The 20,718-nt window shown below is 67.5% G+C and carries 14 protein-coding genes; 2 read left to right on the top strand and 12 right to left on the bottom strand.

The annotated features are described in order from the left end of the window. Positions 1-85: 85 nt before the first annotated feature. From NHH73_01515 to NHH73_01500, 4 genes are all read right to left on the bottom strand, one after another. A complete protein-coding gene (locus NHH73_01515) occupies positions 86-604 on the bottom strand; it encodes a nucleotidyltransferase family protein (GenBank protein USX27006.1) in 519 nt (172 codons plus the stop codon). A 77-nt stretch (positions 605-681) separates the two neighbouring features. After that, positions 682-1,449: a type I methionyl aminopeptidase gene (gene map / locus NHH73_01510; protein ID USX27005.1), complete on the bottom strand. Its 768-nt coding sequence runs from the start codon at positions 1,447-1,449 to the stop codon at positions 682-684. Next, positions 1,446-1,667 (bottom strand): ParD-like family protein, encoded by a 222-nt coding sequence (locus tag NHH73_01505; GenBank protein ID USX27004.1) that lies wholly within the window; start codon positions 1,665-1,667, stop codon positions 1,446-1,448. The genes map and NHH73_01505 overlap by 4 nt, the downstream gene beginning before the upstream one ends. A 68-nt stretch (positions 1,668-1,735) precedes the next feature. Continuing rightward, positions 1,736-3,025 carry an MFS transporter gene (locus tag NHH73_01500; protein USX27003.1) on the bottom strand — a complete coding sequence of 430 codons (1,290 nt, stop codon included), beginning with the start codon at positions 3,023-3,025 and terminating at the stop codon, positions 1,736-1,738. A 242-nt stretch (positions 3,026-3,267) separates the two neighbouring features. Here NHH73_01500 and NHH73_01495 point away from each other — a divergent pair, with 242 nt between their 5' ends. Continuing rightward, positions 3,268-6,168 carry an EAL domain-containing protein gene (locus tag NHH73_01495; protein USX27002.1) on the top strand — a complete coding sequence of 967 codons (2,901 nt, stop codon included), beginning with the start codon at positions 3,268-3,270 and terminating at the stop codon, positions 6,166-6,168. Positions 6,169-6,222: 54 nt separating this feature from the next. Here the strand turns inward: NHH73_01495 and NHH73_01490 are convergent, their stop codons facing one another. The 6 genes from NHH73_01490 to NHH73_01465 all read right to left on the bottom strand — a co-directional run bounded on the left by NHH73_01490 (position 6,223) and on the right by NHH73_01465 (position 14,840). Next, a complete protein-coding gene (locus tag NHH73_01490) occupies positions 6,223-7,716 on the bottom strand; it encodes a hypothetical protein (protein USX27001.1) in 1,494 nt (497 codons plus the stop codon). Beyond that, positions 7,700-9,913 (bottom strand): TonB-dependent receptor, encoded by a 2,214-nt coding sequence (locus tag NHH73_01485; protein ID USX27000.1) that lies wholly within the window; start codon positions 9,911-9,913, stop codon positions 7,700-7,702. The genes NHH73_01490 and NHH73_01485 overlap by 17 nt, the downstream gene beginning before the upstream one ends. A gap of 98 nt (positions 9,914-10,011) precedes the next feature. Further along, complete coding sequence (locus NHH73_01480) at positions 10,012-10,833, bottom strand: hypothetical protein (GenBank protein ID USX26999.1); 822 nt, start codon at positions 10,831-10,833, stop codon at positions 10,012-10,014. A gap of 110 nt (positions 10,834-10,943) precedes the next feature. Beyond that, positions 10,944-12,299 carry a GGDEF domain-containing protein gene (locus tag NHH73_01475; protein USX26998.1) on the bottom strand — a complete coding sequence of 452 codons (1,356 nt, stop codon included), beginning with the start codon at positions 12,297-12,299 and terminating at the stop codon, positions 10,944-10,946. Continuing rightward, a complete protein-coding gene (locus tag NHH73_01470; protein ID USX26997.1) occupies positions 12,296-12,610 on the bottom strand; it encodes a hypothetical protein in 315 nt (104 codons plus the stop codon). Before NHH73_01470 ends, NHH73_01475 begins: the two co-directional genes overlap by 4 nt. 118 nt (positions 12,611-12,728) lie before the next feature. Continuing rightward, positions 12,729-14,840, bottom strand: coding sequence for a TonB-dependent siderophore receptor (locus NHH73_01465; GenBank protein USX26996.1), 2,112 nt, complete (start codon positions 14,838-14,840; stop codon positions 12,729-12,731). Between the two features lie 155 nt (positions 14,841-14,995). Here NHH73_01465 and NHH73_01460 point away from each other — a divergent pair, with 155 nt between their 5' ends. Continuing rightward, positions 14,996-15,700, top strand: a complete 705-nt coding sequence (locus NHH73_01460; protein USX26995.1) for a glutathione binding-like protein — start codon at positions 14,996-14,998, stop codon at positions 15,698-15,700. Between the two features lie 150 nt (positions 15,701-15,850). Here the strand turns inward: NHH73_01460 and NHH73_01455 are convergent, their stop codons facing one another. Beyond that, entirely contained in the window at positions 15,851-17,755 is a 1,905-nt protein-coding gene (locus tag NHH73_01455) for a methyl-accepting chemotaxis protein (protein ID USX26994.1), read from the bottom strand. A gap of 420 nt (positions 17,756-18,175) precedes the next feature. Next, positions 18,176-20,584, bottom strand: coding sequence for a PEP-CTERM sorting domain-containing protein (locus tag NHH73_01450; GenBank protein USX26993.1), 2,409 nt, complete (start codon positions 20,582-20,584; stop codon positions 18,176-18,178). Positions 20,585-20,718: the final 134 nt, after the last annotated feature.

The following is a 20,718-nucleotide window of genomic DNA, read 5'->3' as shown; positions in this document are numbered from 1 at the left end:
ATCGCCGGATATCGTCACGGCGGCGATTCGGCAGGTGCTGCCGCCATCACGCGATAAAGCGCTCGCCGGACAATAAGAAATAACGCTAACCGTGGACCACTGTCACACGCGGCCAGCGCGACGCATAGTTTTTCTGCTCGACGCGTAGACGATAGGTTTCCATGCTCACCCGCGCCGGATTGCGCCGCACCACGCAATCGAATAGGTCGTCCAAACCATGCGGCGCAATCACTACGATGGAGTCATCGCGGTTCAGGAACAGGCCGACGCAGGTAGCGTACTCGGGCCACGACGCAATCGCGTCCTGGAGCGAGGCAAGCGGCGCGACGGCATGGCCGAAATATTCTTCGAACCATCGATGCACCGCCGCCTGGTTGGTGACTTCCCAGGGAACTCCCTGCATCGCTGCGTGAAGGCGTCGCTGCAGGTCCGCTTCGCTTTCAGGCGCCAGATCGGATGCGTCAAAATAAGCGACGTCGATGTCGGCCAGCCGGGACGGCGTCGCATAGTCGTGCAAGGCGTCCCACACCAGATTGCGGACAGCGCCGGCGCCGATGCACCATGACGACAGCTCCAAATCCCGCACTGCCTTCAGCGCCGTCATGAACCATGCTGAGGACTGCGCGAGACGACACAAGCGCTCCGCCAGTTCGTCTGCGCGCACGATGTCGATGTCTGTATTCAGTTCAGCACTCTTTCCTCGGAGCGCAGTGTGAGCACCTGCACGCCGTTGCGCGTCACCGCCACCGTATGCTCGAACTGCGCGGACAGCTTGCCGTCCGTGGTCACGACGGTCCAGCCGTCCTCCTCGGTGTGCACGGTGCGGCGGCCCTCGTTGAGCATCGGCTCGATGGTGAAGACCATGCCTTCCTGTAGCACCCGTCCCGTCTTCGGCTTCCCCCAGTGCAGCACCTGCGGCGCTTCGTGCATCTCGCGGCCGATGCCGTGCCCGCAATATTCCCGGACGACCGTGTAGCCGTTGCGCCGCGCGTGGCGTTCAATGGCATGGCCGACGTCGCCCAGCCTGGCGCCCGGTCGCACCGCCTTGATACCCTTCCACATCGCCTCATAGGTCACTTCCACCAGCCGCTTGGCCAGCGGCGAGACTTCGCCGACGAGATAGGTTTTGCTCGAATCGGCGATGAAGCCGTTCTTTTCCAACGTGATGTCGAAATTGACGATATCGCCGTCGCGCAGGATATCGGTGGTGGACGGCACGCCGTGGCACACCACATTGTTGCGCGACGAGTTGAGCGAGTAGGCGAACCCGTACTGCCCCTTGCTGGCCGGACGGGCGCGCAGTTCATTGACGATGAAGCTGTCGACCATGTCGTTGACCTGCATGGTGGACATGCCGATCAGGCTGAACTGGTCCAGGTGGCCGAACACGCTGGCCAGCAGCTTGCCCGATTCCGCCATCAGCGCGATTTCTTCCGGTCGCTTGGTCATCCGAGCGCGCTCCGGAACTGGGTATCGACATCGACCCCGACGCCCGCCGCCCGCAACTCCCCGGCGACGATCTCGTTGAAACTGAGCGTAGGATTCATTTCGCACAACATGCCGATCTTGATCCAGAACGCCGCCTGCGCGTTGATCGAGCGGCAGCCCACGCCGCTGGCCTTGCGGATCTGGTCGTGCAGATTGTCGTCGATGTTTACGATGCCCATAAGTAGTCCTATATACGAAGTGTATATGGATTGTAAATGTATCGTATTGTTCTGCGCAAGCGGCGTTTTTAGCCTTTGTCGTCCTCGGGGATCGGCCGCACCACCAAAAAGAGATACGACATGGCCCCGACAAAGGCGATGCCGGCGCCGGTCAGCAGCGCCGGAACGAAGGACCAGGTCTGCGCAATGTAGCCGGTCAGGATGGGCGCCAGCGCGCCGCCGAGGAAGCCGCCGAAGTTCTGCAGCGCGCCGAGCGAGGCGATGCGGCTGGGCGGCGCCGCCACGGTGGCAAGCGACCAGGCGGACGCCGACGAGGCGTTGGCCAGGAAGATGACCATCGAGATGCAGGCGACGGCTAAGGCGTTGCTGTCGACCAGCGCGGCCGGCACGGTGAACACCACCATGCCCAAGGTGGCGACCACCACCGCGTTGCGGCGCCCGGACATCTGGGACTTGGCCCTGCTGGCGACCTTGTCGGAGGCCCAGCCGGCGATCAACGCGCCGGCGAAGCCGCAGATGAACGGAATCGACGACGCCAGCCCGGCGCCCGCCAGGTCCATATGCCGCTCGGTGCGCAGGTAGCCCGGCAGCCAGGTCAGGTACACCCAGTTCAGGTACACCGAGCCGAAGAAGCCGAACATCATGCCCCACGTCGTCCGGTGGCGGAACAGTGCGCACCAGGCGGCGAAGCTGGTCTTGGTGACCGCTTCTCCTGTGACGCCGTCCTCCAGATAGGTGCGCTCGTCGGCGTTCAGCTGCGCCGGCACCGGATCGCGGTACAGCGCTACCCAGACCACCGCCGCCGCCAGGCCCATGGCGCCGGTGACAAAGAAAGCCCAGTGCCAGCTGGTGGCCGCGATCAGCGGCGCGAGCAACAGCGGCGCGAGCGCGACGCCCAGCGGCGAGGCTGAGTTGTAGACGCCGGTCGGCGTGCCGCGCGAGCGTGCCGGGAACCAGTTGCTCACCACCCGCGCCGCCGCCGGGAACTGCGGCGCCTCGCCGATGCCCAGCGCGATGCGGGCAATCACGAACCAGCCGAAGGTCGAGGCCAGCCCGCCGGCGGCCTGCGCCAGCGACCACACCACCAGGCCGATGCCGAGCAGCCAGCGCGGCCCGATCTTGTCGACCAGCGCGCCCACCGGCAGCTGGCACAGCGCGTAGCTCCACGAGAACGCCGACAGCAGCAAGCCCATCTGGCCGAGCGAGAGGCCGAGGTCGGCGCGAATGTATTCGTTGGCCACGGCCAGGGTGGCGCGGTCGAGGTAGTTGATGACGCCGCACACCACCAACAGCACCAGCGACAAGGTTTGGCTGCGGCGGATGCGGGCGGGGGTGTCGTTACCGGAGATGTTGATCATTGCGGAAGGCGCTTTACGGTTGTCGCTAACTGTCTCGGCGAGGGCGGTCCTCCCCCGGAAAACCAAGAGTATAGATCACCGCTCAGGCCGCCCGGCCACAGCCTGCGCCATCGGTCGCCGCAGCCTATGTACGCTACCGCACGGATTTCCGCACGGTAATAAACAACACTGCATTTGGGGTCGCTGCAATCCCCCCGCCGGCCAGATCCGCTGAACCCGGTGAGCCGTCTCGAGGAGTTGCAATGCAAAAGCTCATCACACGCGTCCGCATATCCGTGTCGCTGTCCGCCCTGATCACCCTGGCCGTCGGCCTGACCTTGACCTCGCTGCTGTTCGTCAGCGTGCGCCGGGTCGAGGCCGCCCGGCAAACCGTGCAATTCGAGCAAAACGCCAAGCTGCGCATCAACGCCGTGTCCGGCGGCGTGCGCGACGCGGTCGACCAGATCGACGCGCTGCGGCAACTGTACGCCACGTTCGGCCTGCTCACCCGCGAGCAATTCCACCAATTGAGCCTGCCGCTGCGCGAGCACTCGCCGCAAATCCAGGCGCTTGGCTTCCAGCGCCTGATCCAGCACCGCGAGCGCGCCGCCTACGAGGCCGCCATGCGCGAACGCTTCCCCGGCTTCACGCTGACCGAACTGGTCGACGGCCGCGTGCGCCGCGCCGGCATCCGCGACAGCTACCTGCTGGTCGACTACCTGGAGCCGCTGTTCGGCAACGAAGATCACGTGGGACTGGACACCGCGCCGATGGCCGAGCTGGCCGACGCCCGTCAGGTGTCGCGCCAGCGCGGCGGCAGCGCCGGCACCGCCGTGCTGCCGCTGCTGTTCGCCAACGGCCGCTTCGAGGGCTTCCGCGTGCTGGCGCCGGTGTTCTGGCGCGGCGCCCCGCTCGATACCGCCGCCGAGCGCCAGCGCGCGGTGGTCGGCGAGCTGGTCGCCGAGCTGCGCGTCGACCGCCTGTTCGACCCGGTGCTGGAGTCGCGCGGCTTCCCGGCGCTCGACGGCATCGGCATCCGCCTGTTCTCCGCCTCCCCTGGGATCCCGTCGCGGCTGATCGCCAGCCACGGCGACGTCGGCGGCGCGCTGGCGGCGTCGCCCAACGGCCCGCACTGGCTGTCGTCATGGCTGTTCTACGACCGCCCGGCGCCGGTGGTGTCGTCGTTCGCGCTGGCCGGCCAGACCTTGCGGGTGGAGGTGAGCCAGACCGGCACCTTCTTCGCCGACGGCCACAACGGCTCGCTGTACGCGCTGCTGGGCGGGCTGCTGTCGAGCCTGCTGGCGACCGCGTATATCTACGCGCTGGTGACGCGCCTGGCCATGGTCGAGCGGGCCACGCGCGAGCGCACCTCCACACTGGAGTTCGCCAACCTGCGGCTGGCCGAGGACCTGGCCCAGCGCGTGCAGACCGAGCAAGGCTTGCGCCTGCGCGAGCGGGTGATCGAGGTGTCGGCCAACGCCATCATCCTGTGCGGCGCGCAGGCGCCGGAGCATCCGATCGAATACGTCAATCCGGCGTTCGAACGCCTCACCGGCTTCAGCGCGCACGAGGTGCTGGGCCAGCGGCTCGATTGCCTGCACGGCGGCGGCCAATACCAGGGCAACATCGAGCAGATCCAGACCGCGCTGCGCGAGCAAACCGAGGGCCACGCGCTGGTGCGCAACCATCGCAAGGACGGCAGCGGCTACTGGAGCGATTTGTTCGTCGCGCCGGTGCAGGACCAGCATGGCGCCGTCAGCCACTTCGTCGTCGCCCAGTACGACATCTCGGCGGCGATGGGTTACGAGGCCGAGATCGAATACCAGGCCACCCACGACAGCCTGACCGGACTGGCCAACCGCAATTTGCTGCGCGACCGCCTGAACGACGCCATCGCCGGCGCCCGCCGCAGAAGCGGCGCGTTCTGGGTTGCCTTCCTCGACCTGGACCGCTTCAAGTTCGTCAACGACACCTTGGGCCACGAGGCCGGCGACACGTTGCTGAAGATCGTGGCCGAGCGGCTGTCGGCCTGCGTGCGCGAAACCGACACGGTGGCGCGCGTCGGCGGCGACGAATTCATGCTGGTGCTGCCCGAAAATCCCGAGGACGGCACCGGCGTCGCCGTCCTCACGCGCATCATGGAAGCGGTCGGCCAGCCCATCATGATCGAGGGGCACGAGTTCTTCGTCACGTGCAGCGTCGGCGTGGCCACCTATCCGACCGACGCCGACAGCGCCGACGCCCTGTCCCGCTTCGCCGACATCGCGATGTACCGCGCCAAGGAACTGGGGCGCAATGGCTTCCAGTTCTACACGGCGGAGATGAACGAGCGTACCCTGGACCGGCTCAAGATCGAAACCGACCTGCGGCGCGCGCTCGAACGCGACGAGTTCGTGCTGCACTACCAGCCGCAGCTTTGTTTAAAGAGCGGCAAGATCATCGGCATGGAGGCGCTGCTGCGCTGGAACCATCCGACCCAGGGCATGATCGCGCCGGCCCGCTTCATCGGCCTGGCCGAGGACATGGGATTGATCGTGCCGATCGGCGCCTGGGTGCTGCGCACCGCCTGCCTGCAGACGATGGCGTGGCACAAGGCCGGCTGGACCGGGCTGAGGGTGGCGGTCAACCTGTCGCCGCGCCAGTTCACGCAGAAGACCATGGTGCAATCGATCGCCGACCTGCTGCAGGAGACCGGCATGATCCCGTCATTGCTGGAGCTGGAGCTGACCGAGGGCACGGTCATGCACGACGTCGAGTACGCGATCGAGGTGCTGCGCAATTTGAAGGCGCTCGGCGTGCAGATCTCGATCGACGATTTCGGCACCGGGTATTCGAGCCTGTCGTATCTGCGGCGCTTCCCGATCGACGTGCTCAAGATCGACCAGTCCTTCGTGCGCGAATTGAGCATCGACGCCGACGACGAGGCCATCGTGCGCGCCATCGTCACGCTGGCGCACAGCCTGCGGCTGGAGGTGATCGCCGAGGGCGTCGAAAACACGGCGCAACTCGATTTCCTGCGCGACGAGGGCTGCGACATGATGCAGGGTTATCACTACAGCCGTCCGCTCGGCAGCGAAGCGTTCCAGCAACTGCTGGCGCAGGACCGGCGCCTGCCCACCCAGGACCGGCGCCTGCCGACGCTGGCGAGGGTCCTGCCGGCCTAGACGGCCGCGTGCAGTGCGGCGTGCGGGCCGTCCATGGTCAGCACCAATAAATTCTCATCGACGCGATCTGGCGAGCCGCCGCGCCGCCAGTACCAGCGCGCTCACGCTCAGTGCCAGACCGGCCGCCAGCGCGGCCAGCATCAGCGCCTGCCGCAGCGGCCCGCTGCCGCGCAGGAAGGGAAAGTCGAAGCTGTGCAAGCCGTTGAACAGCCAGCGGTAGAGCCGCCGGCTGTCGTCCATCTGCGAAATGATCTGGCCGGAGCGGGCGTCGACATGCACCCAGGTCGACCCGGCGTCGTCCAGGCGCACGCGCCGCGCGCTGGCGGGCAGCGCGTCGGAGCGGGTGTGGCCGTAGGCGTCGTCGGCGCCGATGGCGGCGATATCCCGCACCGGCGTCGGCGCCCATGCCGCCGCCACCGCCTGCATCAGCAGCGCGTCCGGCAGCTGTGCCAACGGCGTCTGTGGCTTGCCGCCTGCAAGCGGAATCAGGCGGTAGGCGGCATCGGGCGCGCCGCGTTGCACGACAAAGGGCTTCCCGCCGACGGCCAGGAACTCGATCTCGCGCGCCGTGCCCATCGTACGCAGCGTCTCCGGCGTCAAATCCGCCATCGCCGGGGCCAGAGGGGCGCCGCGAAACCGCGCCGCGTGGCCGGCATTGGCCTGGTCGAGCGAAAACAGGCGTCCGTGATCCATCGACAGCCAGCCGCTGAACACCCACGTCAGCGCGAACAGGCCGCCGGTCAGGCCGAGCACATGATGCCAGCGCAGCCAGCCGCGAAAGGCCGAGATGCCGGGCCGGCCCGCGCGCCGCTGGTTGAGCAGGCGCACGACGCCGACGCCGTAGCCGGCGGCGGCCACGACGATGCCGCCCAGCGCCAGCCACCACACCGTTTGATCCCACGCCCAGGAGTTCTTGCGCAGCACCGTCGGATACATCCAGTGCACCACGGCGCCGACCCAGTTCCAGCCGCGCTCGAAGCGCGTGGTCCGTTGCAGCACTTGTCCCAGGCCCGCCGAAACGTACAGCTCGGTGCCGGCGGTGTCGCCCAGTGCGATTTTGTAGAACGGCCGGGCGGCGTCGAAGCGATGGTGCACGACCCACTGGTCGTAAGCGAACGGGCCGCCGACCGCCTGCGCGGGATGACCGGCGAAGCGCTCGGCCAGCAGTTTTGCCTCTGCGGCACTCAGCGGTCGCGGTGTGGCGCCATCGTCGGCGGCGATAGCGAGCACGCGGCCGTCGTCCAGGGTGGCCAGATAGCGCGGCCGCCCCAGCACGTCCACCAGGCGCAGGCGCAATACCGACAAACCCGGCAGGCCCTGCGCCGCCTTTGCCGGCGCGATGTCCACGGCGGCCAGCGCCACCGGCGCGGACGCGGCCACGCGCTCGCCTTCGCCGAGCGAGGGAAACGGCAGATACATCATGACGAAGCCGGTACCGAACCACAGCGCGAACAGCAGGCAAAAGCCGGTGCCCAGCCAGCGGTGCAGGCGCGACAGCTGACGCGCCGGCCGCCGCAGCAGCGGCGCCTTGCTAGAAGTGGCCGACAAGACCGATCTCATAGCCGAGCGGCGCGCCGAGCTGAACCTGCGTTGGATAGTTGACGTCGGCCCACTGCGCGTACACCTGTTTGGTGACGTTGTTGAGGCGCCCGGTCAGGCTGACATGGCGGTTGATCTTGTAGGTCGCGAACAGGTCCACCAGGGTATAGCTTTTCAGCAGCAGGGTATTGGCCGTGTTGCCGAAGCGGTCGCCCACATAACGCATGCCGGCGCCCACTTCCAGCGGCACGCCGCCGAAGCCGCTGTAGCTGTTCCACAGGTTGGCGGTCCACTTCGGCACGTTGGCCGGACGGTTGCCGCTGGCGTCGACGCCATTGCTGGTGTCGATGAAATTGCGGTAGCCGGCGTCGGTGTAGGCCAGGTTGGCGTTCACCTTCCACGTCGGCAGCGGCCGGATATCGAGCGCTGCCTCCAGCCCGCGCGACTTTTGCATGCCGGCCGCGTCGACCACGTCGGCCGAGGTTTGCGTCAGCAGGTTCTTGCGCTGGATGTCGTAGTACGCCAGGGTCAACTCGCCATTGCGGCCCAGATCGCTTTTCACGCCCACTTCCACCTGGCGCGATGTGCTCAGGTCGAAATTCTGTGCCGCGTTCACCAGCAGGATATTGGCGCCGACCGGATCCTGGCCGGTGCTGTACTGGAGGTAAGGCGTCAGGCCATTCGAGCCTTGGTACACCATGCCGAGGCGCCAGTTCTTCGGCTTGAACTTGCGCGCGAAGCTGCTGGACGCCTGGAAGGCGCCGTCCGGACCGTAGTTTTCACGCTCCAGATCGAAGCGCTCGAGGCGCGCGCCGCCCACCAGCTTCAGCTTGGGCGTGAGGTCGAGCGCGTCCTCGACGAACAGCGCGACGTTGGTCCAGCGGGTCGGACTGCGGCGGCCCACCAGCGGTCCGAACGTGCCGGCGGCCGGTGCGAACGGATCGACGCTGTCGCCGTCGGGAAAGCCCCGCACGCGCACGAAATCGAGCTTGCTGTAATCGACGCCGACGACGAAGCGGTTGGCCAGCCCCGCCAGCGGCGTGGTCACGCTGGCGCTGAACTGGTTGCCGAACAGGTGTTGATCATGGAAGACGAAAAAGCGGTCGCGGTCGACGCGCGCGGTCGCCGGATTGAAGGCGTAGGCCTCGGCGTTTTCCCATTTGCGGTCGGCGTAAAAATAATAGGTGTCGTTGCTCAGGGTGACATCGCCGCCGGCCTTCCAGTGCAGGCTGGCGCGCGGCAGGTATTGGGTCGATGTGATGCGGGCGTCGCCGACGTTGTAGTTCACGTAGCGCATGCGGCTATCGAGTGTCGCGCCAGTGGGCGTGCCGACCACGCCATTCAGCGGCGCTGTGGCGAAGGCGGCCGGCACCAGCGGCGTGCCGTAGTAGCTGGAGGGATGGTCGGTCAGGTAGTCCAGGCTCAGCGTAAGGTCGAAGCGCGGGTTCGGCTTCCACAGCAGCGCGACGGTGCCGTTGACCGAGTCCGAGCCGTCGCCGTGGACGTAGCCGCTGGAGGCGGTGCGGCTCAGGTCCGCGCGCAGGGCCAGGCCGTCGCCCAGCACCAGGTTTCCGCCGACGCCGGCCTGGTTGCGGTCGAAGCGGCCGTACGAGGCGGCGACGTCGAGCGTGTCGCCGCGCAGGGTGGGCTTTTTGGAGACGACGTTGACGGTGCCGGCGATGGCGCCCTGCCCGTACAGCACCGAGCCAGGCCCCTTGAGCACGTCGACACTGGACAGGTTGAAGGCGTTCTGCGAGCGGTACGTCATGTCCGACGGCCCCAGATAGATGCCATCGCGCAGGATCGTCACCTGGCCGCCGGTGAAGCCACGCATGGAAAACTGCGACGGGCTGCCGGGGGCGCCGCCCGAGCTGACGCCGGGCATGCTGTCGACGGCTTGCTCGACATTTTGGTAGCCGCGCAGCTCCATGGTCTCGGCGCCGACGGTGTCGATGGTGGCCGGCGTTTCGCGCGCGGTCAGGCCGAGCCGGCTGGCGGTGGGCGCGGCCTTGTCGAGCGTATCGGAGGCGGTGGCGCCGCCGACCACCACGCGGGTGATTTCACGGCCGGCGCCGGCCTGGGAATCGGCCTGCGCGTTGGCGCCGTCATCGGCGGCCTGCGCCGGCAAGGCCGCCGAGATGGTCGCCGACAGCGCCGCGATCGAGGTCAGTGCCAGCCGCGCCAGCCATACTTCATTTGATTTCATGCGTTGTACTTTGGTGGTTAATTATTGTTCGAATCCGGTCGGCGATGGATGGCCGCGCGGCCGAAGTGTACATCAGGGAGGGGCGGCGGGCCGAAGGGCTATTTCCGGGCCGGTACGCAGGCGGCCGCCGCGCGCTTGCGGACAAGGACGCCGCAAGCGATCAGCAGGGACGCGAACAGGGCGCCTCCCACGATGGTGAAGGCGAGCTCGTCGAGTTCGATATCGGGACGCAGCGCGGTGGCGATCTGGTACAGCGCCATACCGTACGACATCAGCACCACGGTCCAGCCTATCCGGCGCCGGTACGCGGCGGCGGTGGCGGCGGCCTGGCCCGAGCTGCTGCGCAGCAATCGCACCATCAGGCGGCCATCGGCGCTGTCGGTGACGACCATGCCGGCCGTGAAGGCCAGGCCGGCAACCAGGGCGGCGGCACTCCCGGCGTCGGCGGTCGCGGCGTAACCCCACGCGGCCGCCTGCGTGGCGGTGTCGAACACCAGCGCGAAAACCACGCCGGTGCCGAAGATGGTCAGGGGATGCGCGCTATTTTGCAGCCGGCGCGGCAGGAAGAAGGTTTTCCAGCCCCGGGGCCGGTACGCCTGCTGTCGCAGCAAGTCGCGCAGGTTGAGCGTGCCGACCAGGATCAGCAGCACGGTCGGCAGCCAGTCCAGGATGATGCGCAGCAAGGCCGGCAACGCGATGCCGCTGGAGAAGGCGCCCAGCGCCACGGCGATGGCGGTGACCGCCAGGCCGTGCCCCAGCGCGAACAAGGTGCCGGTCCACGGCGCAAGGCGCGGCCGCTCGCCCAGCGCCCGGTAGGCCATGCTGTCGATGATGGCGATATGGTCGGGATCGAAACCATGCCGCAACCCCAGCATGAACATGAGCGATAAGCCTGGAATCGGCAGCAGGGCGGCTTCCATAGTCCTCCATTGCAAGGTGTGCACGAATGTGTTGCAGGCATTCTAGGGACTTACGGCTGTAAACGCAACTGTGTTGCAATAAGGGGCGGGGGCGTCGCCTGACGCCGCGCCTAACGCTGGCTGGTCAACCGGCGGGCTTGCTCTGCGGACGCGACATCGTTGAAAGTCTTGTCGACCACCACCCGGTCGCGGCCCGTGTTCTTGGCCGCGTACAGGGCTTCGTCGGCGCGCTTGATGGCGTCGCCGATGTCGTCGTGCGGCGTGAGCTCGGCGACGCCGAACGAGGCGGTGATGGCGATCCCGTGCGCCCAGGACGCGGTCTTGAGGCCCGCGCGCAATTTCTCGGCCAGCAGGCGCGCCTGCTCGGCGCCGGTGCCCGGGCAGATGATCAGGAATTCCTCGCCGCCCCATCGCACCAGCTTGTCGCTGGAGCGGATGCCGGCCGTGATCTCATCGGCAAACTGACGCAATACGGCGTCGCCGGCGTCATGGCCGTGCTGGTCGTTGATCTGCTTGAAGTGGTCGATGTCGGCGAACACCACCGACATCGGCGCGGCCAGGATCGCGGGCGTGGACATGAGCGCTGCGCGCAGTCCCTGGCGGTTCAGGGCGCCGGTCAGCGGGTCGGTGTTGGCTTGTTCGACGAGCTCGCGCGCCTCGAGCTGCAGCGCGCGGTTGACCTCGCTAAGCAGGCTCAGGCGCTTGCTGCTGTGGCGCAGCTGGCGCCGCAGTTGCAGCCACGCCATCAGCGGCCAGCCGACCGCGCACAGTATCCATGCGCCCATCAGCATCAGGTAAAGCCGGTCTTGGCCGATCCATTTTCCGTGGAAGCGGATCGCATGCAGATCGATGACGTGTTCGCCGACCGCGTTGGCGGCGCCGGTCATCAGTTCCACGCGCGTGACCTTGTCGAGGCGCACCCCCGATTTTTCCAGCGGTATTTGCTTGAAGTCGATCCACCAGCCGGCGACGTGGAACACGTTCAGCGGCACGCGGATGGTGGCGCGTTGCGGGACCTTGAAATCGACCTCGTTGATTTTTTGCGACATCCAGTCGCCCACGGTCGAGATGCCCGGCTCGAAGTTGGTCAGCATCAGCCGCAGTTCGTGGGGGCCGGGACCGTTGTAGCCGATGTCGATGCTGACCGATTCGAATTCCGACAGGTCGATGCCGGCGGCGTCGCGCGTGGTCAGGAACAAGTAGCGGCAGGCGGGCCAATCGATCTGGTGGGTCAGTCGGCAGCGCATGCGCAAGGCGCCGTCCTTGCGTTCCAGGGTGGCGACGCTGGTGCCGCCGTTGGTCTGGTCGCCCAGCACCTCGACGCCGGATTTGCGGGCGGCGGACAATTCGATCACCCGTTCCATGCCGTAGTGATGCCAGACGATCAACACGACAGTGAGCGCGAGCAGCACGCCGGTGACGTAGCGCATGACGACGGGCTTGGTCGTGTGCAAGCCCTCGTTCAAGCAGGCGCGCTCGTCAGGCGAGCGATTTCCACCCACCCGTGCTCGTCGAAGATGGGGCATTCCTCGGCCAGCCGGACAGCCTCGTTGAAGTCGGCCGCCGCCACCACGGAATAGCCGGCCAACGTACTGCCGGACAGTTTGGGGCCGAGCAGCCGGTTGACCACTTCGACGCTGTTATGGGTCAGGCTGCCACGGTCGATCAGCGCCGGACCCAGCGCAGTGAACCAGGCCGCCCAGCGGTCTGGATGATGTTCCGAAGCCTCCGACGTACCGCCGGGCGCGCCTCGATAGACGATCAGGAATCGTTCCATGTTGCCACCTCCGCACTGATGGGAAAGCGCGCGGCGGCGATGTGGAATCGACGCCGCGCCCAGACCGAAACCTTAGCAGAAGCGGCGCGGCGGCGACGCACCGTTACAGGCCCACGCTTTACAGGTCAACCTTCAGGCGCGTGACGACGCTGCGCTCGGCGCCGGGGATGACATACAGATTGGCCCACGAGGCCGTGTAGTAGTTGCGGTTGAACAGGTTGTGCACGTCCAGCGACAGCCGCACCTTCTTGCTGATCTGCCAGTAGCCCACCAGCTTGGCCGTGGTGTAGGCCGGCAAGGTGTAGCTGTCGGCGGTATTGCCGGAGCGGTCGCCGACGTAGTTGACGCCGCCGCCGATGCCGTAGCGGCCGCCGTTGTCGAGAACCGCTTCGCGGATGGCCAGCAGGCCGGCGGCCACTTTCGGCACGTTCATGATGCGCGTGCCCGGCGCCAGGGTACGGTCTTTGTCCACGCGGGCGTCATCCCACGCGAAATTGCCGCTGACGCGCCAGTTGGCGTCGATCTGGCCGTAGACGTCGGCCTCGACGCCGCTGCTCTTGATCTTGCCGGCCGCGACCGAATAGCCGGGCACGTCGCTGGCGGTCAGCACATTGGTTTTGGCGATGTCGTAGACGGCGAAGTTGGCGCCCAGGCGCTGGTCCAGCGTTTGCAGTTTCCAGCCGGCCTCGTACGACGTCGAGCGCTGCGGGTCGAACGGGCTGCCGTTGACGTCGGTGCCGCTGTTGCCACGGAACGATTTGCCGGCCGACACGTACAGCGAGCTCCACTCGTTCGGCAGGAAGGTCAGTCCGGCGCGCGGCGACACGGCGCTTTGCTGTTTCGAGGTGGCCGTCCGGGCGACGCGGTTGTCGATGTCCTGGCTGACTTCGTCCCAGCGCAGGCCGCCGAGCAATTTCCATTGCGCCGACAGGCTGAGCTGGTCTTGTGCGAACACCGCCTTGACGCGCTGGCGTTCGTCCGAGCTGGAGGTGCGGTTGGTCGGCGCCGTCGCCGGCGTCCCGTACACCGGATTGTAGATGTCAATCGGCGTGTTGGCCGAGCGCAGGATCTCGGTGTTCATCCACAGGCGCGACGCCTCGGCGCCCACCAGCACCGTGTGGCCGATGCCGGCGGTGTCGAACTTGCCTTCCACCTCGGCCTGCACCGCGACGTCGCGCGACGGCAGCTGGCGCCACGTCGCCTGGCGGTTGAGCGTGCGGTTGTCGGCCGCCAGCGAGGTCGCCTCGGTGTAGTTGCCGTCGAACGTGCTTTCCTTGTAGCTGGCGCCGAAGCGCGCGCGCCAGTGGTCCGACAGCGCCCGGTCCAGGGTCAGCTGGTGGGTGTCGCTGGTCAAGGTCATATTGCCGTCGGACGGTTCGTTCAGGATGCGGTCGCGCGGCACGGCGCCGAGCGCGCCGCGCACATTGATCACGCCACGGTCGAGCGGGGTGTCGGCGCGCAGGAACTCCGCTTCGTAGTTCAGCATCGTTTGCGGATCGATGACCCAGGTCAGCGCCGGCGCCACCAGGGTGCGCTTATTGTGCAGCAGGGTGGAGCGGCTGTCGCCCTCCTCGGTCATCAGGTTGAGGCGGTAGGCCACGCTGGCGCCGAGCGCGCCGGTGCTGTCGACGGTGGCGCGGCGCAAGCCCCGGCTGCCCAGGCTGACCTCGGCGGCGTTGTGTGGCGTAAACTTCGGCTTCTTGGTGACGATGTTGATGGTGCCGCCCGGCTCGCTGCTGCCGTAGAGGGCCGACGCCGGTCCCTTGAGGAATTCGAAGCGCTCGACGTTGGCGGTGTCGCGCGGCTGGTTGTAGCCGCGCGAGCCGGGAAAGCCGTTGACCAGGAAGCCCATGTCGGTGCTGCTGAAGCCGCGAACGGCGAAGTTGTCCCAGGTGCCGCCGAAATCGTTGAGGCGGGAGATGCCGCTGACGAAGTCGACGGTGTCGGCCAGGCGCAGCGCGCCGAGGTCCTCGATCTGCTGCGGGCCCATCACCCGGACCGATTGCGGCACTTCGCGCAGCGGCGTGTCGGTGCGCGTGGCGCCGCTGCTGTGCTGCGGGTTGTACTGGCCGGTGGCGCGCTCGGCGACGACGTTGACTTGCGGCAGCGCAGTGTCGGCGGCGGCGTCATCGGTGGTGGCCTGGGCGTGGGCCACGGAGGCGAAAGGGGCAAAAGGCGCGGAGGCGAGCAGGCTCAGCGCAAGGAAGCGCGCGGTGGGACGAAAAGACATGGAAACCCGTTGGAAATGAAATAAGTTTCACATTATAAATGATAATCAATCTCATTTGCATGCGGTGTCGGGCTTGCCGGCGCCATTTCGGGCGGGGCCGGACCCGGAATCGCGATTTCTGCTATTTTGTGGGACGTACATTTGAAAGGCAGCCCATGACCGATCTCTCCCATTTCCCCATCACGCAAAAATGGCCGGCCGAACACGCCGACCGCATCCAGCTGTATTCGCTGCCCACGCCCAACGGCGTCAAGGTCTCGATCATGCTGGAGGAAACCGGGCTGGCGTACGAGCCGCACCTGGTGAACTTCGAAACCAGCGACCAGACGTCGCCGGCATTCCTGTCGCTCAATCCGAACAACAAGATCCCGGCCATCCTCGATCCGAACGGTCCGGACGGCAAGCCGCTGGCGCTGTTCGAATCGGGCGCTATCCTGATTTACCTGGCGGAAAAGAGCGGGCAATTCCTGCCGGCCGACGCCGCCGGACGCTATGCAACCCTGCAGTGGCTGATGTTCCAGATGGGCGGCATCGGGCCGATGTTCGGCCAGCTGGGCTTTTTCCACAAGTTCGCCGGCAAGGACTACGAGGACAAGCGCCCGCGCGACCGTTACGTGGCCGAGTCCAAGCGCTTGCTGGGCGTGTTGAACGGGCATCTGGCGACGCACCGGTGGCTGGCCGGCGATCAGTACACGATCGCCGACATCGCCACCTTCCCGTGGGTGCGCAACCTGGTCGGTTTCTATGGTGCCGGCGATCTGGTGGGCATCGCCGACTTCCCGCATGTGACGCGGGTGCTGGAGGCGTTTGTCGCCAGGCCCGCCGTGGCCAAGGGCCTGGAAATACCGAAGCGGAGCTAGGCAACCGGCGGTGGAATTCCATGGAGACACGTAGGGCGGATTAGGCGAAGCCGTAATCCGCCATGCATGCGCCGCCGACGGCTCATGGCGGATTACGCTGCGCTAATCCGCCCTACGTATCTCCGGATTGTGCGGATACCCGGTCCGGGCTCAATACTTCACGAACTTCGACTCGTCCGGTCCGATGCCCGCCAGCTCGACCTGGCGGATCGGCACCGGACGCGCGCCGCCGCGCGGCTGCGCACGCGGCGCGCCACTCCTGGCGGCGCCGGACGTGTGGCCGATCTTGAAGAAGCTCATCGCCTGCTGAAGCTCTTCGGCCTGGCTGCTCATCTGCTCGGCCGTCGACGCCAGCTGCTCCGAGCCGGCGGCGTTCTGCTGCGTGGTCTGACTCAGCTGCGCGATGGCGCCGTTGATCTGCGCCAGCCCCGACGACTGCTCTTCCGACGCGGCCGTGATCTCCTGCACCAGCTCGGACGTCTTTTTGATGTTCGGCACCATCGCCCCCAGCATTTGCCCGGCCTGCTCGGCCAGGCTGACGCTGCTGGTGGCGACCTCGCCGATTTCCTGCGCGGCGATCTGGCTGCGCTCGGCCAGCTTGCGCACCTCGGCCGCGACCACCGCGAAGCCCTTGCCGTGCTCGCCCGCGCGGGCCGCCTCGATGGCCGCGTTCAGCGCCAGCAGGTTGGTCTGGTAGGCGATGTCGTCGATGATCAGCACCTTGGCGGCGATCTGTTTCATCGCCGACACCGTCGAGCGCACCGCCTCGCCGCCCTCGGTGGCCTCGGACGCGGCGCGGCTGGCCATGGCGTCGGTGACCTTGGCGTTGTCGGTGTTTTGCGCCACCGACGCCGTCATCTGTTCGACCGAGGCCGAGGTTTCCTCGACCCCGGCGGCCTGCTCGCTGGCCGCCTGCGCCAGCGAATTGGCCGTCGCGCTGACCTCTTCGGAGGCGGCCGCCAGGCCTTCGGCGTTGGCGTTCACTTCCGACACCACCTGCGCCAGCTTGGCGACGGTATTGTTGGCGTATTTCTTCAGCTCGCCGTAAGCGCCCTCGTACGGCTTGTCGATGGTCTGCGTCAGGTCGCCCTCCGACATCGCGCCCATCACGCGCACCACATCGTCGATGCTGGCGCCGGTGGTGGTGGCAAGCTGGTTCAAGCCCTCGCCCATCTCGCGCTGGAAGCCCTGCAGGCCCTTGAGGTCGACGCGCGCGCCGAAGTTGCCGCGGTTGGCCGCCTCCACCACCGTGCGCTGGCCATCGATCACCTGCGTCAATTTCGCCACCATCTCCTTGATGGTGAGCAGCAGGCTGCCGCGGTCGCCGGGCTTGACCCGCACCTCTCCGCTGAGGTCGCCTTCGGAAATGCGCCGCATCACATCGGCCGCGTAGTTCGGCTCGCCGCCGAGGCTCTTGACCAGGCTGGCGGTGATCAACCACGCCAGCGCGACCGCGATCAGCACCGCCGCCACCGACAAGGTGATGATCACCGTGCGCGTGCTTTCGTAGTTGGCGTTGGCGGTGATGCGCTCCTGGTCCATCAGTTCATTCTGGAATTTGACCAGCGACTCGAGCGACCCCAAGTAGCCGCTGTTGACGGTGACGAACTGCTCCTTGAGGAAGGTCACCGCCTTCTTGGGATCGCTCTTGATCAGGTCGTACAATTCGTTGTAGGCCAGGTTGAGCGCCGCGTTCTTGTCGGTGATGTCCTTGAAGATTTCGCGCGCCTTGGGCAGCGTGAGCAGCTTGTCGAGCTTGGATAGCGTTTCGCTCACCTTGGCGCGGTTGGCCTCCGCCGCCGCCTTGTATTTGTCGCGTTCCTCGTCGCTGGTGGCCAGCAGCATGCTGCGCACCTGGCGGGCGTTGTCCAGCGTGCGCTTGGCCGCCTCGTTGGCCAGCACCACCTTGGGATAGCGGTCCTCCATAATCAGGTCCATATCCTGGTCCATGCCGGCCATGCGGATGATGCTGACCGTCGATAACACGAGCAACAACAGCACCACCGCGCCGAAGCCCAGCGACAGCCGGACGGCCACCTTCATGTTTGAAAACATAATTTCTCCCTAAAGCGGATGCATCGCCGATGCGCGCTTAGCGCTGGCGATAGTTCGTGGAAAAGCAAAAACGGATGCCGGACAAGCGGCGCGGAGGCTAGCGATATACAAGCGGCGTTTCGGGTCGTGGTGCGATGAGGCTGTGCAAGCTGCTACGTGCCGTGCCCATTGCGGGCATGAGGAGAAATCCACCACCATCGCGACCACATTCCCTTTCGAAATGCGCTACCAAGAAACCAAAGTCTGATCTTGATCATGTCACGTTAGCGTTACGTGTGGCAAGTATTTTCAGGCAGGATTAGTCCGAGCGTTGCTTTCAGTCGGCGGCCGGGGGTGTTCGCAGACGCCCTTGTGGCATAAGGGCGTCTGCGAGGAGGAGCGCCGCGGTGTGTGGCTTGCGTTTGGTAAGCCGCGGTCGGTTTAGGCTGTCCTGGACATCGGGCTAGTGCGCGCGGTCTTGAACGCGCCGGCGCGCCAGGCCAGCAGGGCCAGGCCCAGCATCAGCAACAGCCAGGTGCCCGGCTCCGGCACCGGCGCCAGCGCGGGGCCCTGGCCGACCAGATAGCTGAAGCCGTAGAGGCCGCTCTCAAGGGTGAAGGTGATCAGCAGGTCGAGGCTGTTGGCGTTGACGGCGCCCAGGTCCAGCACATGGCCGTTGAACACCGCGTCGGCCTGGGCCAGGGTGGTGAAGCTGCCCGAATACAGCGAGACGCCGCCGTTGGCGACGGAGAAGCTGAAGCTGCTGTCGGTGAAGGGCGAGAGGAACGGCTGCACCAGCGCCAGCAGCAAGTGGTTGCCCGCGCCGAACGGCAGGTTCAATTGCGCGCTGGCCGTAATGGGCCGGGGCGCGAACACGCCGGCCATGGTGCCGGCGGCCAGCGTGGTGGCGTCGGCGAACGCCGTGGCCACCTCGGCCGACGACGCGATCATGGGCGCCACCGAGGCGGCGGTGGGCAGCGCGCTGGCGTAAGAAGCGATCGTCGGCCCGGGACCCTGCTCGGGCGTCCATGGGCCGTAGGCCGCGCCGCCGACATTGGCGGCGCTGGCCGCCTCGGGGGTGTACAGCGCCGGCTGATCGCCGACGGCGCGCGTGGTGACCGCCGCGCCCCGGCCGAGGTCGTTGTAAGTGCTGCGTGCCTCGACGATGCTGCCCATGCGGGTGGCCACTGCCCGAGCGCGCGCCTCGGAAGGCTGGGTCGGCGACACCGGCGCGGTATCGCCGGCGGCGCGGGTCACGACCGCCTGGGCCGAGGCCGAGCCGCCGTCGGTCCATCCGAAGTGTCCGGAGCCGGGGTTGGCGGTGGCTTCGGCGCTGGCGAAGTAGCCGGCGCGGGCCGTCGCGGTGGCGTAGGCGCCGGCGCCGCCGTTGAAGTAGGCGCCCCCGCCGGTCGCGTTGGCGCGGGCGATGGCGATGTAGTTGGCGTTGGCCGTGGCCTGGGCATTGCCCTGGCCGCCGGCGCCGGAGCCATATTCGCCGGTGGCGTCGGCCAGGCTGGTCACGCGCCCGCCGCCATTGACGACCGACACGGCGTCGGCCGCGCCGCCGTCGCGGGCGAGGAACGAGCCCTCGCCCTTCAGGCCCGCGATGGCCGTGCTGGTGCCGGTGATCTGGGCGTTCCAGCCGGTCGCCGACGAGGTCAGCGACAGCTGGCTGTTGGCCGAGCCGCCGCCGCCGGGCGCGCCATAGTCGGGCCCGGGTCCGAACGGGCCGCCCACGGCGGCGCCGCCCTGGCCGCCGACGGCCGTGCCGGCCACGTTGACCGTCGATGCGGCGCCCGACGACAGCGCGATCGTCGACGTGGCGTTGCCGCCGTGGCCGGCCTGGCCGAACAGGGCGGCGCCGCCGGCGCCGCCGGTGGCCGTCTGCGCCAGGGTCAATGTGTTGCCGGCGTAGGCGGCGGTATTGCTGACCGTTGCCGTGCCGCCGTTGCCGCCGTTGGCGTGCGGCGCCAGCTCGAAGTCGAAGTTGGCCTCGCCGCCGCGCCCGCCGGTGGCGGTGGTCAGCATGGTCAGGTCAAGCACGCCGGAACCCGGAAGACCGAGTCCGTTGGTGGCGCTGGCCGCGCCGCCGGCGCCCGCCTGGGCGCTTTCAAAGAGGGCCGCGCCGCCGACCCCGCCCGTGGCGCTCGACGTCAGTTGCAACGGCGCGCTGCCGATGCTGATGGCGCGGGCGTTGCTGGTGGCAGCGCCGCCGTTGCCGCTGGCAAAGCCGGCGCTGCCCACGCCGCCCTGGCCGCCGGTGGCGCTGGCCGCCACCTGGCCTGGCGTGTTGGCGGAGGTGATCAGGGCCGCGCTGGCGTTGGCGTTGCCGCCCTTGCCGCCGATGGCACCCTGGCCCGGCCCCGGTCCGCCGTTGCGGGCGCCGGGCTGGCCGGCGTTGCCGCCCAGTCCGCCGGTGCTGGAGACCGCCACCGAGGCCGGGCCCGTGATCAGGGTCGCGGTCAGCGAGCCGATGGTGAAGGCGCCATCGCCGCCGGTGCCGGCGTTGCCGCCCAGCACGCTGGCGTTGCCGGTCGCGCCGTTGCCGCCGTCGCCGCCCTTGCCGCCGGTGACAGCCATCGTGTTGGCCAGGTCGAGGCTGAACTCCGCCCGAACGGCCGAGGGCGCCGTCATGCCGTTGCCGCCGGCCGCGCCCGGCGCGGCGCCGGTCAGGCCGCTGCCGCCCGGCGGCCCCTGGTAGATCACGTCGATGGCCGCCGCGTTGCCGGCCCACGCCGCGCACAGCAGCGGTATCAGGCGCAGCGCGGTGCGCAGGCGACTGGAACGGGAACGGAAATGGGAACGGGGTTGGGGTTGGGGCTGGGGGCGGGTGCCTTGTACGCTGACCATGGAGTCCTCCGTGAATGGACGGAAAGCCGCGTTGGCGCGCGGTCGCGCGACCCCAGCCACCCGTGAATTGGCAGTTTAGCCAGCGTGCTCAAAATTGCTAGACTTTTTTATATTCTTTTAACGGGAACTGTTGC

The organism is Oxalobacteraceae bacterium OTU3CINTB1, assembly GCA_024123955.1.
Classification (GTDB): Bacteria; Pseudomonadota; Gammaproteobacteria; order Burkholderiales; family Burkholderiaceae_D; genus Rugamonas.
The sequence above is the reverse complement of the archived record's forward strand: the minus strand, read 5'-3'. Positions and strand labels throughout refer to the sequence as shown.